The following is a 13,589-nucleotide window of genomic DNA, read 5'->3' on the forward strand; positions in this document are numbered from 1 at the left end:
TCTCGTATTGCAACGCCGCCGCAACATTCCGGTAAGGTTGTTCGTTGACTGTGTATGAGGGATAGCGGTGGCAGGGTTGGAACTGCCCCTCACGCTACGGCGTGGCGCCCATCAGCCGGAGTAACGATGCTTTTCGACGATCGCCTTGCCACAGTGCTGCGCCATCGCGCCACGGGCGGTCGGGCGGCGCGCACGCAATATCGGCAATTGCTCGATCTGCTCGGCAGCGCGCAGAGCGCATCCGAAGAACATGGCGGCGATCCTAGCATTACGGCCGCCGCCCATCTCCGTCTGGCCGCCCTGTCCGACCTGGTGCCTGCGGCCGAGCGGGCGCGGATCATAACGGAAGGCGGCAAGCGCATCCGCAATCCGCGTCTCGTGGAATGGTTCGCCCAGGCCGAACCCGAAATCGCGGCAAGCGCGCTGGCACGGTCCGCCCTGACGGAAGCCGAGTGGGTGGAGCTCATCCCCGGATTGCCGATCCGCGCGCGCGGGTTCCTGCGCCACCGCAACGATCTGCCCCGAAATGCAGTGGCAGTCCTCGATCGCCTCGGCGTGAGCGACCGTGGCCTTCCCGAACCTGAAAAGGCTACCGCCGAGCCCGGCGCCACGCCCCCCCCTATTGCCGAGCCCAGGCAGGACAGGCTGCTGGAAACCGCAGCCGTACGGGTAGAGAGCACTCCGCAGGTCGACACGGGCGCTCCGGGTATCGGCGATCTGGTCCGCAGGATCGAAGCCTTCCAGAAAGCACGCGATCCGGGCGAGCACGACAGGGTGCCAGACCGGAAGAAAGAAACCGAAACAGGCAATACCGACCCTCGCCTCCCATTGGGCGAGAAAAGCGGTCCGCGCCTCGGCAGCGGCTTTCCCGAGACGCGCCGCCCGCCCCTCGTGAACTTCGCCTTTTCGACCGATGTCGACGGCCGGATCGACTGGGCGGATGCGCCGGTCGCGCCGATGGTGGTGGGCACCGATCTTGTCGCACGGCACGCGTCGAACACCGCTGACGCAAAGGACGGTTTCGCCGCCGCTTTCTTCGATCGTCGCCCGATCCGCGACGCTGCGGTCACGATGACCGGGGCACAGCGCATTGCGGGCGAATGGCTGGTCGATGCCGCCCCGCGCTTCACGCAGAGCGGCGGGCGCTTCGAAGGCTATCTGGGGCGGTTTCGCCGACCCGCCGAAAACACGGCGCAGGACCGGGCCGCGGCGCAGGCTGATCGCATCCGGCAACTTCTCCACGAATTGCGCACGCCGGTTAACGCCATCCAGGGGTTCGCCGAAGTCATCCAGCAACAGCTGTTCGGCGCCACGCCCCACGAGTATCGCGCTCTGGCCGCCGCGATCGCGGGCGACAGCGCCCGGATGCTGGCGGGGTTCGACGAACTTGACCGGCTCGCCAAGCTGGAAGGCGGCGTCTCCGAAATGGAGGCCGGGGAGGCCGACATCGCCGCGATCCTGCGCCGCCAGAGCGACCAATTGCAGACCGTGCTGTCGCCGCGCGTGGCGCGGTTGGCGACGGCTTGGGCGCTGGAGCGTGCCGTGGTCGAAATCGCCGTGCAGGAAGCGGAACTGCTCTCCTGGCGTATTCTCGCGACGATCGCCTCGGCGACCGGCGCTGGCGAGACCGTCAGGATCGGCCTTACCGCGCAGGATGGTGCCCTGTGTCTGCGAAGCGCCCTTCCCCAAACGCTGGCCGCGGCGAAGGACATCTTTTCCACCGAAACCCGCCCGGTCGGCGGCGCTTTGAGCCCAGGCATTTTCGGCGCTGGCTTCGCGCTCAGACTGGCACGGGCGGAAGCGCGCGCGATCGGCGGCGATCTCTATCGGGAAGAGGACGATCTCCTGCTCTCGCTTCCGATCCTGACGTCTGTCGACAGCGCGCGGTCCTCACCGGACAGGGGTGGTGCGATCGGCGGCGACCTTCGCAAAGGGGCTGCGAACTGATATGGCAAGTCGACATCTGAATAGCATGGGCATCGAAACGCCAGCCATCGGCGCATCGAATGAACGCGGGGCCATGTCGGCGGGGGGCGATCGGGGCGTGAGCGGAAATCCATCGGCGTCTCTGCGCTCGGTCCCCGCGCCGCGCCAGAAGGCGCGCTTCGCGCCCGGCTTCGGGCAGCGTTCGCTGCTGACCGTCGATACCGAAGAGGAATTCGACTGGGAGGGCGATTTCAGCGCCAGCGACCATGGCCTCAAGCATCTCAAATCCATAGCCGAGTTCCAGCAATTTGCCGAAAATATCGGCGTGGTCCCAACCTATCTGATCGACTGGCCGATCGCCTCGTCGGGCCGCGCGCAGGAAATGCTCGGCGATTACGTCAGGCGCGGCACGGCGGAAATCGGCATCCAGCTTCACCCCTGGGTCAACCCGCCTTTCGAGGAGGATGTTAACCCGTATAACAGCTATGCCGGTAATCTCCCGCACGCGCTCGAACGTGAGAAATTCCTGCGCCTGCAGGAACGCATCATCGAACGCTTCAACTGTACGCCCCAGATCTATCGCGCGGGGCGCTATGGGCTGGGTACGCAATCGGCGCGGATGCTGACGGATGCGCGTGTGGCGATCGACAGTTCGGTGCGCTCGCTTTACGATTATCGCCCCGGCGGCGGACCCGACTATTCGCAGCATCCGCTCGAGCCTTATTGGGTCGATGACCGACACCGGCTGCTCGAACTCCCTCTTACCACGGTGTTCTGGGGTCTCCTTCGCCATCAGGGCCGCTGGCTTTTCCCCCGCATGGCGAAGCTGCCCCGGGCGAACGGCATTCTCGCGCGAACGCGCCTCTTGGAACGGATCGCCCTGACGCCGGAAGGCGTACCCAAGGAAGCGGCGATCCGCGGCATCGACATGGCGATCGACGATGGGCTGCCGGTGCTGGTTCTCAGTTTCCACAGCCCCTCGCTGATGCCCGGCCTCACGCCATATGTCCGCAGCGAGGACGATCTCGACGAATTCTACGACTGGCTGCGCGGTGTCTACGCCTATCTCGAACAGCGCGGCATCGCTCCGACAACGGTCGAGGAAATCAAGGCGAGCGTAATCGTCTGACCGCTTTCCATGCGCGTAATCGGCCGGCGCAATCGGATGCTTGTGCTGGAAGGGTCGGCGGGCTAGGCGGCTGTCGCCGACGCATCGGGACGGGCCTGTAGCTCAGCGGTTAGAGCTGGCCGCTCATAACGGCTAGGTCGCGGGTTCGAATCCTGCCGGGCCCACCGAATGCACGTCGCAGGAAACGCCGCCCCGCCCGGCACAATCGGCGGCCCCGGTCGGGGAGTAGCGCAGCCTGGTAGCGCATCTGCTTTGGGAGCAGAGGGTCGCAGGTTCGAATCCTGTCTCCCCGACCATTATTTCAATAACTTAGCGTCGGGCCCCTTGGGGCGGTTTACAGGCGGTTTACAAACTAGGCGGATTTGGCGGCGGCTATTCGCTGGCCGATGGCGACCACGACTCGGGCGTCGGAGACGTATTTCGCGCGGATGCCGGCGACGTCTTTGGTGTCCCATCCGAGGATCCCGGCGATCTCCGCGTCGGTCAGGCCCGCGACCATGCAGCGGGTGGCGAAGGTGCCGCGCAGGTCATGGAGGTTGCGGTCGAGCCCGCTGGCCCGCTTCGCGTCGTTGAAACGGCTGCCGAAGCCACCGGGCTGCCAGGCCTGCCAACGACTGTTCGAAAGCACTGTGTCCGGCAGGGGCTTACGGCGGTGGGGGCGTTGCGCCTCCATCGCGCCTTCGTGCCGCGCCTTGATCCGATCCAGCAGCGCGCGGGTTTCGGGCAGCATGGGGATGGTGATCATCGTCTTCCCCTTGCTCTTGCCCGTCTTCCACACGATCGCGTGCGGGCCGATCACGCTCCATGGCAGGCGGACGAGATCCCCGCGGCGCAGGCCGGTACAGGCCGCAAGCTCGACGCCCTCCAGCACTTCGACCGATGCTTCGGGCGCGAAGCGTGCGAAATGCTCCGGCTCCCAGATCAGGTCGGACCGGTCCGCTTCGTAAAGCTGGTCGATCCCCGACAGGACGTTGAGCGACAGGCGGCCGCGATCGACGATCCAGTTCATCAGCCGGTTGATCACCTTCACCGCCTCGTCCGCGCTGCGCGGCCGCTCGGCCCAGCGATCGCGCCAGTCGTAGACATCGCTGCGCAGCGCGCGGCTCTGCCACATGCGCAGCGTGGTGGTGCCGAACTCGTCCTCGATCCGGTCGAGCCAGGTGCGATAGTTCGCCTGGGTGCTGTCAGCGAGGCGGAGAAATTCGGGCGAGCCCTTGAACAGGACGATCTGCGATCGGAGCGAGACATCGTCGGCGGGGAGGCGTCGTTCGCGCCGCTTTTCCGCCGCCGCGTCGGTCAGCTGCGGCGTGACGACCGGCTTGCGGCCCTCGCTGGTGTGGATGCGCGGCCCGCCCCGCCACGCATAGACATACCAAAGCGTCGGCTTGCCGCGCCGTTTCTTGCCGACGATGTGAAGGCCTGTCGCCACGTCACCTGCCCTTCCCTTCGCGCCAGCGCGCGATCTCGTCCTCGATCGAGGCGGGTGCCGGCGCTTCGCCGGGCGCGGCGAGCCGAATCGTCCCGTCGGGCCCGAGCTCGATACTGCCGATCCTGTCGATCCCGGCAAGCTTCGCCATGCGGATCGCATGTTCGACCTGGGCCTTGGTCGGGTAGCGGAGTTTGACGTGCTCGGACATGGCGGGAATCAGGCCGCAGACGTGAGGTGTTCGAATTGTGAGAAGGAGGGGTGCGCGCCGTTGCTCACGCCTCCCCTCCTGTGTCTGCCGCTTCGTTGCGGATTGCGGTGTGCCGAACGTAGGCCGCGACGTTGGCGAGGGAGAACAGGCATTGCAGATCGCCGCTGGAGACGACCGTATCAACGGGTCCGTCCTCGCTAAATGTCGTGTTGTTGGCGAGCGCAATCGCAATGTTGGTCAAGCAGGTTTCCGCATTCTGCCAATCTGGCTCTAGCATCACCGGCTGATCGCAGTCGCGACAGGTGTCGGCGCAGCAGCAGCAATGCGCGCCGCCTTCTTCGCATGGTGTCGGGGCAGGTCGTTCCAACGCCTCCCGCACCGCATCGCTCTGCGTATCGGTGGTGGGGTGGGGAGTGGCGGGTGTGCGCAAGGCGGCTACCGCATCTTTCCGCAGTTTCGGATTAATCACTCCATTTGTGGTGACCACAGAGTTCCACAAGTCATCCGCCAGCCTCTCTCGGTCGGGCTGGGTAGCGGTGGGGCGCGCAATCACAAGTTCCCAAAAGCCGTCCTCGCGCTCGCGCCATTCGCCCGCATTGATGCTCTTGCCGTCTGGTGTTTCGCATTCGACAAATCGTCCCGCTGTAGGTCCGGGCGGGCCATCGAAAACTACATGGACCGCCTCCCGCAGCACAGCCGCACGATTGGATTGGGGAACGGTGGGGGTGGATAGGGCGCCTTCAAGGTCAGCAATTAAGTCCACTGCTCCCATAAGGGACGGCGCTTCTCGCCAATTTTCGATGCGCTCCACCAAATCACTCTGTGTGGGTTGAGGGGCGGTGGGGGTTGGATGCGCGTATAGGGGCGTTTCGATCATTCCCTCGCGCTCTTCCTCACAGGACATGCCTTCGTAAGTTTGAAAGCGCGCATCGGTTTCTGCGCCGGGGTAGTGATACCGCCAAGCAACCGGTTCCCCCTCCCCGTGGTGGATGGATAGGGCGGCGTCCCGGATTACCTTAACCGCTTCGAGAAGCCCTGCCGCCTTGCCAATTTCGCACGCTATTTTCTCCAGCTTCAAAGGGCTGTCGAACTCATACGAACCGGTCGCGTAAGCAAACGCGCGCGCTTCCAATGCCTCCACCAGATCGCTCTGTGCGGGTTGGCTGGTCATCGCTTCTGCGCATTTCTTGGCCGCTTCCTCCCATTCCCTATCCGTGCGCTGCTGCTGCGTTTCAGGGCTTTCCATGTAGCCGCTGGTTTCGGGTTGGCTGGTGTGTCGCTTGTGGACCAAATGAGCGAGCGGATGAATCGGCAATACGTCCTGCGTCGCTTCGTCTTTGGTGTTGTCTGTCATGGTTATGGGGTCCTTTCACCAGCCTGCGGGGAGTTGATCGCGGAAGACGACGATGGCGGTGCAGATCGCGATGCTGGCTACGAACAGCGCGGCCACGGCGAGGCGGCGGCGGAGTTCGCGGCGGCGGCGGGCGTCGTGGAGCGGACAGGGGGATTCGTACTGCATCTGCAGGGCCTCCGGTTGCTGGTCAGGTGGGAGGACGATCATGGGCGGGCGCCGGGTTGCGTGGCCCCGCGCAGGTTTTGCCAGGCGGAGCGCCAGCGGATGGCGCTGTCGGCGAGGACGGGCGCGGCGAGCAGCGCCAGCGCGATCGGCGCGGCGTTGGTGAGTGCGGCGATCATGCGGCCTTCCTTTCGTATTCTGGCCTTTCGGGTTCGGATGCTGCGGGTTGCTCGCCTGCCCCTCCCCCATGCTGCGCATGGTCCCCCTCCCAGTGTCGGGGAGGATCTTCGGGATCGGCGCCGAGGTGGATGGCGAGGGCTTCGAGATGCAGGTGGCGCAGGCCGAGGGCCTGGTCGGTCGGGTTGGCGCGGGCGCGCGGGGCGATCTGGTCGCGGGCGCGGGCGAGTTCGGGACGCCATTGCGAGGGCATCGGGCAGCGGCGGTGCAGCTCGGCGAGAAGGGCCGCGCCGGTCAGGCCGCCTTGATCCGCCTCATCGTCGGCCCAGAATTTGTAGATCGCGCCAAGCTCATGAACCGGCACGCGCGCGGCAAGCGCGATGGCGAGCCAGCATCCCAGCGCCCACTCGCCTTTCGCGCGCGGGAACCTGCCCGCCGCGACGGCCGCGTCAATCGAGGCCTTGCGGTGGCGGAATTCGGACAGGGCAGCGGCGGCGAGGAAGGTCATCGCCCCGCTCTCTCATCATGGCGTTCGAGCATGGCGAGGCGCTGACTGTCCGTCATCATCGTCCCGCCCTCCCCTTCGCACAGCGGCGCGGTTTCGGCTTGGTGTCGAAGGCCTCGGCTTCGGTGGGGGCGAGATCGGACAGGGGGAGCGTGCGGTTGCCGCTGGCGTCCCTGCTGGCCGGGTGGAGCCGAGTGCCGTCGCGGCGGACCATGCGGCTGCCATCGGCGTTGGCGCGCAGGATGGTAACGGGCTCGGCCGTGCCGACCACGAAGGCGCGGCTGCCGACATGCGGGAAGTCTGCGGGGTGTGAGAGCATGGTGGTTCCTTGTGGGCCTATCGCTGCGCTGCTTGAGTCCGTTGTTGTCTTTTCGGCCTATCGCTGCGCTGCTTGAGTCCATTGTTGTCTTTTCGGCCTATCGCTGCGCTGCTCGAGGCCGTTGCGATATCCCGCACCTAATACGGGACATATCCCGCGTCAACGAAAAATGCGGGATACGTCCCGCAGGCTTGTTTCGTGCGGGACGGGCGGGCAGAAGATCCGCACGGGAGGAGTATGACGTGGGGAAGAGATATTCGGTCGGGATCGTAGGGGAATCGAGTTACCAGCCCGCGATCGCCGAGCTGCGCGAGGGCGAGCATGTCTCGCTGATCCACGAGGACCAGAACCCCTACGATCCGCGCGCGATCGCGGTGAAGGACGGAGAGGATCGCACGATCGGGTATATTCCGCGCGATCACTGGTTGACCGAAGCGCTGCTCGATCAGGGCAGGATGGTTCGGGCCCGCGTGGAGCGGATCGAGGGTGGTGATACCGGGCGACCGAGCCGGGGCGTGGTGTTGGATGTCGAACTGGCGACCGGCGAAGACGAAGCGGCGGAGACCGCCCCGCCCCCAGCGACAGGAAAGGTTTTCGGCGCAGCGGAAGCAGCGCGGCGGGCGGCAGAGCGGGCCGCGGGCGATCGCGCGGAAGGCGGAACCCCTGCCAATGGAAAGCTCAAGAAAGGTTGCCTGTGGGCCATCGGCATCTTCGTCGGCCTTGCGGCACTGGGTGCCCTCCTTCCTGACACACCCGAGAGCGAAGATGGCGGCACGGAAGCGACGACATCTAGCGCCGCTGACGATGACGGCACGGGAAGCGCGGCGGCGGGGGCGTGGCGCGACACGGTCATGGTCGCGATGGAGCCCTGCGACAATGCGATCGGCGGCTTGGGCGAAACGCTTCAAGGCGTTGGCAGTGGATCGGCTACCATGCTCGACGGATACCAACAGGCCCAGACCGCCAATCGCGTGTGCGAGGGCGCGTGGTCACGCCTACAGGACCTCGATCCGCCGCCCGCCCTGGAGGGCGAGGCGGAAGACCGCGCCGACGATGCGCTGGAACAATGCCAGATCGCGATGATGCTGAAGGGTGATGCGGCGGAACAGGCGATGGCCTTCCTGGATGGCGATGCACGCCCGTCCGTCATTTCGGGGATCGGGGAGAAAACCGAAAGCGCGGGACAGGCGACAATGGCCTGCGTTGCCGGTCTGATCAGCGTGGCAGGGCCAGCTGCGGAATAATCAGCCGAATAGCAGCTCGGTCTGCGGCAGGATGCGGTGGATGCGCGCGATGCGCGTCCGCTCCAGCGTGAAGGTCAGCGCCGGATTGAACTGTTCCAGCGTGATTTCCCGCGCGTTCATGGCGATCAGGCGTTTGACTAGAACAGTCGCTACCTCGTCGCTGTCGCCCGTATTGATCTGCACCACCACGTAATCGCCCGAGCGCACCGGGCGGCCCGGATCGACGATGCCGACTTCGCCGGGAGCGAAGCGCGGTTCCATGCTCTCGCCGTGGAAATAGATCGCGTAGAGGTCGCGCGCCCCGCGCAGTGCTGGCGGGCGCGCAATCATGCGGACGTGATAATCGGAATCGAAGCTGGACCGCTCGACGCGAACCATCTGCCCGCTCGTGTCGCAGACTTCGAGATCCGCGCAATCGCCGGTGCCGACGAGCGGAATGCCGGGCTCCACGCGTTCGGACCCGCGCCAGTCGACATGCGTGTCGGAGACGCCGACCTCGCTGAACACCTGCTCCGCATCGTCGGTGCCACCCATCAGGTATTCGACCGTCGTACCAAGCTCGTTCGCCATCGCGTGCAGGTTGTCGGCATTTGGCTTGTGCCCCTTGCGGCGGATGTCCCGCACGAGATCGGGCTTACCGGTGATGCGAAGCGACAGTTCGCGCGCCGAAATACCGAGATCGGCCATTAACGGCTCGATCCGGTCGAATAGCCCGGTGTCGTTGGAGGATTTGGCAGCGCCTTCAGCCATGCGGGACGTATCCCGCAAACAGAGAATGTGCGCCAGCGGGACAATTCCCGTTGACAGGTGCGGGATATGTCCCGCATAGGGCGCGAATGATGTCATCCGAACCCATCTCGCCTCTGGCAAGGTTGCTGGCCGCAGCCGACGCCTGGGCTCTCGCTACCGGAAAGCCGCGCAGCACGCTTTCGTCGCGGGCGACGGGCAGTGGCAAGACCATTGCCCTGCCCAATCCGACCCTCGCCACGCTCGAGAAGTTCGCGCGGTTCCTGTCGGATGGGGGCAACTGGCCCGAAGGCCGCGTGCCGCAGGTGGCGGTCGATTTCGCTCATGTAGTTGGGATTAGCGCCGACGAGGCGGCGGTGTCCGCCGGAAACGAGAGCGGATTGTCCGCTCGGGAGGCGGCGGCGTGATGCTTCACTTCCAACAGAAAGGGCAATTTTATGGAGTGGATTCCGCTCGCAATCATCTGTGCTTCCAGCGCGGTATTTGGCGCGGTTCAAGGAAGAATGCTTTTCGCGGTGATGGAAACCGAGCGGAGACTTCGAAGACTCGAGCTGCAAATGATTTTTGCTGGGGTGTTCGACGGCCCATCAATCCAAAAGGGAAAGAAGGCTCGCTCGATCGGCGGCACTTCCCAGCCCGGCGACACAGGGGCATCTTCGTAGATCGGGCGAACCTCTTGCCCGTACGCGTCCCGCCCCAGCCTTCCGATACAAACTGGTCGCTCACACTCCACCCGCTCCACGAAAAGAGGCTCATCGCATCGGTTGAGAATTTCGATACGCCCGTCGCGAAGGATCGCGGTCGGCATGATTGCTCGCTTTCGGTCTTTGCGACGAATGAACCAACCGATCCCGCCGGTCGCAAGTGCGAGGATTCCAGTGATTGCGACAACCCATTGGAGTGCGTCCTGCACCGCGTTTTCCTTCGTGCTGGCTTCGACACCCGCACGATAGCCGAAGCGGGCGAGGTCACAAGTCTTGCCGGTGGAGGTGCAGCATGATGGGCTCGCAGGTGTTGGTCGATTTCGCTCATGTGGTCGGGATTATCGCAGAGGAGGCGGCTGAGTCCGCCGGATTGTCTGACGATGCGTCCGCTCGGGCGTCTGACGGGAGGGCTGCGGCATGAGCGCTCTTTCTCGCATCAAAGTAAAAGGCGTGCGCCCGGCGATCGCGGCCAATGGCGGCATCGACGGTGCGGCGGCCACGCTCGACAAGGGGCGCAGCTGGGTCGGCGACTGGCACAATCGCAACCATGCCGGAATGCCCACCCTGCCCGACGCCTTCGCGTTGGACGAGGTGGCGCTGGCCGAGACGGGCCGCGCGCCGATCCTGCAGGCGCTGGCCGCCGAGCTCGGCCATGTCGCCATCCGTCTGCCCGAATGCGACGGCTGCGGCGATGCGCTGGTGCTGGCCGTGGTGAAGGCGGCGGGCGAGTTCGGTGATGTCGCGAACGCCATCACCGACGCGCTGCGCGACGGGGTGCGGACCGCCGCCGAGAACGCGCATATCGTGGAAGAGATCGATCAGGCTCAGGCGCAGCTCGCGCGGCTGCGCCTGATGGTGACGGGCGTGCCGGTTCCGGTTTCCGGACGCAGCGGTGAGGAAGACGCCGCATGAGCGGTTTTTCGTCCAACCCTCAGACGCCGGGCGGTGGGCATCCGCCCGCCTTGGCTTCCTCGCATTCGCTCGGGCGGCAGGTCGGCCTTGCGGGCCGCTGGACGCGGCCCGTCCCCAGTGCCTCCGATCGCGCGTGGTTCCGGGCATGACCGGTTCTCCAGCTCTTTACGCTGACGCGACGCGGCTTGCGGCCTGGTATGCCGAGGCGGCGCCGGGCGAGACTACCACCTATGCGCTGGCCGACACGCTCGACCACGATCACGCCGCCGTGGCGCTGGTCGATGGGTGGATCGCAGCGGGCGAAGTGACGCCGGTGCAGCGACGGTCCGCTGAGGGGCGCAAATACCAGGTGCAGCGATGCGCTCGCCCGGTGGAGAATGCGGCGGCCTGTTCGCCGGTCGAACGCTTCATCGACACGCCCGAAGCCGCGCTGCTCGCCGAGCTGGAGCGCTGCGCCGAGCATGGCCTGCCCTGCCCCAGCAATGGGGAACTGGGTCGCGCGCTGGGCTGGGACCGGGAGGCGGTGCGCTATCGCCTGACGCTGCTCGAACGCGGGCAGCGCGTGCGCGTGACCAATCACGGCGGGCCGTTCGACGGCCGCACGATCCGGCTGATGGATAGCGGGGCGAAACTCCACACGCATCCGTGGAAGCACGAAAAACCGGAGGCGATCTGATGGCGTCTGCTCCCTTCGATCGAGCATTTGTGCCTGCCGAGGATTATCCCTGGCTGGGGCAGCCCCGCTGGTATTCCGCGACCGCGATGCCCAACGGCGATGCGCGCCACGGGGTCGAGGGGCAGCTGGTGATGCTGACCGAGTATCGCTCCTCAAGCATCGAAGCGGTAGGAGCGAAAAGGCTCCGCGGCGCACCATCGGACCAAATCGGTGCGCTGCCGAAGATCAAGCTGCTTTCGCGGGGCGAGGCGGAAGGGTTGCTACGCGAATTGCAGGGCGCGTTGCGAACCTTCGATCGAGCGGAGCGCATGGCGGCGGGTGACGCGCCGGGCGTGGCGCGCGGGCCGTATCCGTTCCGCGATCACCGGACTCTTGCCGAGGTGGATGCGGCGTGAGCGATCCTGTCGCCTCTCTCTGGCTGCGTCCGGCCAAGCCGCTGGCTGCGGGCCGGCATGCGCTTGATGCGCATGGGCGGTTGCATCCGTACACCTGGGCGAATTTGCGCGATGCGGTCGCAATCGTGCGGGTGCGCTGCAAGCCTGCGCGGCCCAAGGTGAAATCCGGCGCGGCGAAGCGTCGCGCGAAATCCAATTCAGAGACACAAGCCGCGGGGAATCATACAGCCAGCCAAAAACGGGGGGTAGAGGCGCGGCCGGAGACTCACCCGGTCCGCTGCGACGGTTCGGCACCGGAAGGAGCAGGCGGGGCCGTGGCGGGTTTGGACATAGCCCCTGCGAATGCCGAACAAACGCGCCCACCCATTCCGAAGCCGGTCCCGAAGCCGGTCGCGAAGCCGCGCAAGGCCCGGCCAGACCGCCTGCTGGCGATCGAGGCCAAGGCTCCGGTCGATTATTCCCGCACGGTCGCGGCGATGCGGGCGCGCCCCAAGCGCAAGTCTGCACCCGCAATTCGCGAAGAGACGCGCTGCTCCTATTGCGGCGAGCCCGGCCCGCGCGTGTGTGACTATTGCAAGGCCGTGGAGGATGCGGCGTGACCACCGAGCGAACATCCGACCCGCTGGCTCTCGATGTCCTGGCCCCCGATGCCCTCGCGGCTGATTATTTGGACGGCAAGGCCGACCGGATCGAGGCGATGGTCGCGCCCGATCGGGTGCAGCCGCATTCGCGCAAGCTGCCGAACGAGGCTGAACTGAGCGAGGCGAAGTTCGCCGCGCGCCAGCTACGCGTGGCGGCGGACGAGATCCGCGGTGGCTTTCATCTGCCGGTGGATACGGGCGGCACTCAAGACGGTGCGTCGGCATGAATGGCGATCCCGATATGCGCGCCCATCGCGATGCCGTGGCGAAGGCGTTCGGCGTGGAGCCGTGGCTGATGGCCTCGCGCAGCCGCAAGCAGCCGGAAGCGTTCGTCCGGCAGACCGGATATTGGGTGCTGCGGACAGCGTTTCCGGCAGCAAGCTTCGCTGCGCTCGGGCGATTGTTCGGCGGGCGGGATCGCACGACCATCGTCCACGGAGTCACTCTGGCCGAACGACGGCGCGCCATCGACGCGGATTATCGCGCGCTGACCGATCAATTGGCCGTGCGGGCGGGCATCGATCCGGTGTCGCAGGTCCTCGTCGACCGGCTGACGCCCGAGCCGTCGCCGCGCGAACCGGATGAGGCCGAACTGGCCGCGAAGCAGGCCATGCGCGAAGCCCGGCAGATCGCGCGCGAAGAGAACGCCTTTCCCCATCCGCGCGTGCACACCCTCGGATTGCAGCTCAAGGGCGAGGCGGGATGCCCGCGCCTGGACGAGGCCGAGGTCATGCGGCGAAGGTCCGAAGTGCTCGCCAACCGTCGCGCTCGCGAGATTGCGCTGCTGGAGCAGGAGCAGGCGAAATATCGCCTGCCGCGACGTGGGCTGGCGCTGTCGGAGATGGCGCTGTGAAGCCGCGCTGGTCGCAGAAAAGGGCGCGCGAAGTCGTGGCGCAGGGGCGGTCGATCCGGCGAGAGATGGCGCGCGCGGGGACGCTGGCGCATCACCAGAGCGAGGCGTTGCTGCATCGTCCGCTGGTGCTGCCCGAGGGGGCGGACCCGGAATTGGGGCGACTGTTCGGGATCGCGCCGAAGGGCGATGTGCGATGAGCGCCGCGCCT

At 66.1% G+C, this 13,589-nt stretch carries 20 protein-coding genes and 2 tRNA genes; 13 read left to right on the forward strand and 9 right to left on the reverse strand.

The features are described from left to right. Positions 1-126: 126 nt before the first annotated feature. From GRI47_RS06255 to GRI47_RS06270, 4 genes are all read left to right on the forward strand, one after another. Positions 127-1,947: a HAMP domain-containing histidine kinase gene (locus GRI47_RS06255; protein ID WP_160660447.1), complete on the forward strand. Its 1,821-nt coding sequence runs from the start codon at positions 127-129 to the stop codon at positions 1,945-1,947. A gap of 97 nt (positions 1,948-2,044) precedes the next feature. After that, positions 2,045-3,055 carry a polysaccharide deacetylase family protein gene (locus GRI47_RS06260; protein ID WP_337190654.1) on the forward strand — a complete coding sequence of 337 codons (1,011 nt, stop codon included), beginning with the start codon at positions 2,045-2,047 and terminating at the stop codon, positions 3,053-3,055. 91 nt (positions 3,056-3,146) lie between these two features. Continuing rightward, positions 3,147-3,219: transfer RNA gene (locus tag GRI47_RS06265), tRNA-Ile, on the forward strand. Between the two features lie 55 nt (positions 3,220-3,274). Beyond that, positions 3,275-3,351 (forward strand) — tRNA-Pro (locus GRI47_RS06270). Between the two features lie 56 nt (positions 3,352-3,407). On the opposite strand, the gene GRI47_RS15250 is transcribed toward GRI47_RS06270, so the two are convergent. From GRI47_RS15250 to GRI47_RS06305, 7 genes are all read right to left on the reverse strand, one after another. Beyond that, complete coding sequence (locus tag GRI47_RS15250; RefSeq protein ID WP_160660448.1) at positions 3,408-4,484, reverse strand: tyrosine-type recombinase/integrase; 1,077 nt, start codon at positions 4,482-4,484, stop codon at positions 3,408-3,410. Between the two features lies 1 nt (position 4,485). Beyond that, on the reverse strand, positions 4,486-4,692 hold the full coding sequence (locus tag GRI47_RS06280) for a hypothetical protein (RefSeq protein ID WP_160660449.1): 207 nt from the start codon (positions 4,690-4,692) through the stop codon (positions 4,486-4,488). A 64-nt stretch (positions 4,693-4,756) separates the two neighbouring features. Continuing rightward, positions 4,757-6,046, reverse strand: coding sequence for a hypothetical protein (locus GRI47_RS06285; RefSeq protein ID WP_160660450.1), 1,290 nt, complete (start codon positions 6,044-6,046; stop codon positions 4,757-4,759). 15 nt (positions 6,047-6,061) lie between these two features. Then, the gene (locus tag GRI47_RS06290) at positions 6,062-6,211 is read right to left on the reverse strand and encodes a hypothetical protein (protein WP_160660451.1); all 150 of its coding nucleotides are present in this window, start codon (positions 6,209-6,211) and stop codon (positions 6,062-6,064) included. Between the two features lie 38 nt (positions 6,212-6,249). Then, the gene (locus tag GRI47_RS06295) at positions 6,250-6,387 is read right to left on the reverse strand and encodes a hypothetical protein (RefSeq protein ID WP_160660452.1); all 138 of its coding nucleotides are present in this window, start codon (positions 6,385-6,387) and stop codon (positions 6,250-6,252) included. Beyond that, positions 6,384-6,893 (reverse strand): hypothetical protein, encoded by a 510-nt coding sequence (locus GRI47_RS06300; RefSeq protein WP_160660453.1) that lies wholly within the window; start codon positions 6,891-6,893, stop codon positions 6,384-6,386. Before GRI47_RS06300 ends, GRI47_RS06295 begins: the two co-directional genes overlap by 4 nt. Before the next feature lie 55 nt (positions 6,894-6,948). Further along, positions 6,949-7,209 carry a hypothetical protein gene (locus tag GRI47_RS06305; RefSeq protein WP_160660454.1) on the reverse strand — a complete coding sequence of 87 codons (261 nt, stop codon included), beginning with the start codon at positions 7,207-7,209 and terminating at the stop codon, positions 6,949-6,951. Between the two features lie 242 nt (positions 7,210-7,451). On the opposite strand from GRI47_RS06305, the gene GRI47_RS06310 reads away from it, so the two are divergent. Beyond that, entirely contained in the window at positions 7,452-8,453 is a 1,002-nt protein-coding gene (locus GRI47_RS06310) for an HIRAN domain-containing protein (RefSeq protein ID WP_160660455.1), read from the forward strand. On the opposite strand, the gene GRI47_RS06315 is transcribed toward GRI47_RS06310, so the two are convergent. Then, entirely contained in the window at positions 8,454-9,203 is a 750-nt protein-coding gene (locus tag GRI47_RS06315; RefSeq protein WP_160660456.1) for a LexA family transcriptional regulator, read from the reverse strand. An 86-nt stretch (positions 9,204-9,289) separates the two neighbouring features. On the opposite strand from GRI47_RS06315, the gene GRI47_RS06320 reads away from it, so the two are divergent. After that, positions 9,290-9,607, forward strand: coding sequence for a hypothetical protein (locus GRI47_RS06320; protein WP_160660457.1), 318 nt, complete (start codon positions 9,290-9,292; stop codon positions 9,605-9,607). An 86-nt stretch (positions 9,608-9,693) separates the two neighbouring features. Here GRI47_RS06320 and GRI47_RS06325 read toward each other — a convergent pair whose 3' ends face one another. Then, complete coding sequence (locus GRI47_RS06325) at positions 9,694-10,113, reverse strand: hypothetical protein (protein WP_160660458.1); 420 nt, start codon at positions 10,111-10,113, stop codon at positions 9,694-9,696. Positions 10,114-10,321: 208 nt separating this feature from the next. Between GRI47_RS06325 and GRI47_RS06330 the strand changes: the two genes are divergently transcribed. The 7 genes from GRI47_RS06330 to GRI47_RS06360 all read left to right on the forward strand — a co-directional run bounded on the left by GRI47_RS06330 (position 10,322) and on the right by GRI47_RS06360 (position 13,578). Continuing rightward, positions 10,322-10,816: a phage regulatory CII family protein gene (locus GRI47_RS06330; RefSeq protein WP_160660459.1), complete on the forward strand. Its 495-nt coding sequence runs from the start codon at positions 10,322-10,324 to the stop codon at positions 10,814-10,816. Positions 10,817-10,961: 145 nt separating this feature from the next. Further along, complete coding sequence (locus tag GRI47_RS06335; protein WP_160660460.1) at positions 10,962-11,492, forward strand: hypothetical protein; 531 nt, start codon at positions 10,962-10,964, stop codon at positions 11,490-11,492. After that, a complete protein-coding gene (locus GRI47_RS06340; protein ID WP_160660461.1) occupies positions 11,492-11,887 on the forward strand; it encodes a hypothetical protein in 396 nt (131 codons plus the stop codon). Before GRI47_RS06335 ends, GRI47_RS06340 begins: the two co-directional genes overlap by 1 nt. Before the next feature lie 314 nt (positions 11,888-12,201). Beyond that, positions 12,202-12,486, forward strand: coding sequence for a hypothetical protein (locus GRI47_RS06345; protein ID WP_160660462.1), 285 nt, complete (start codon positions 12,202-12,204; stop codon positions 12,484-12,486). Beyond that, positions 12,483-12,755: a hypothetical protein gene (locus GRI47_RS06350; protein WP_160660463.1), complete on the forward strand. Its 273-nt coding sequence runs from the start codon at positions 12,483-12,485 to the stop codon at positions 12,753-12,755. Before GRI47_RS06345 ends, GRI47_RS06350 begins: the two co-directional genes overlap by 4 nt. Continuing rightward, a complete protein-coding gene (locus tag GRI47_RS06355; protein WP_160660464.1) occupies positions 12,752-13,381 on the forward strand; it encodes a helix-turn-helix domain-containing protein in 630 nt (209 codons plus the stop codon). The genes GRI47_RS06350 and GRI47_RS06355 overlap by 4 nt, the downstream gene beginning before the upstream one ends. Then, complete coding sequence (locus GRI47_RS06360; RefSeq protein ID WP_160660465.1) at positions 13,378-13,578, forward strand: hypothetical protein; 201 nt, start codon at positions 13,378-13,380, stop codon at positions 13,576-13,578. The genes GRI47_RS06355 and GRI47_RS06360 overlap by 4 nt, the downstream gene beginning before the upstream one ends. Positions 13,579-13,589: the final 11 nt, after the last annotated feature.

The organism is Qipengyuania pelagi (assembly GCF_009827295.1).
GTDB lineage: Bacteria > Pseudomonadota > Alphaproteobacteria > Sphingomonadales > Sphingomonadaceae > Qipengyuania > Qipengyuania pelagi.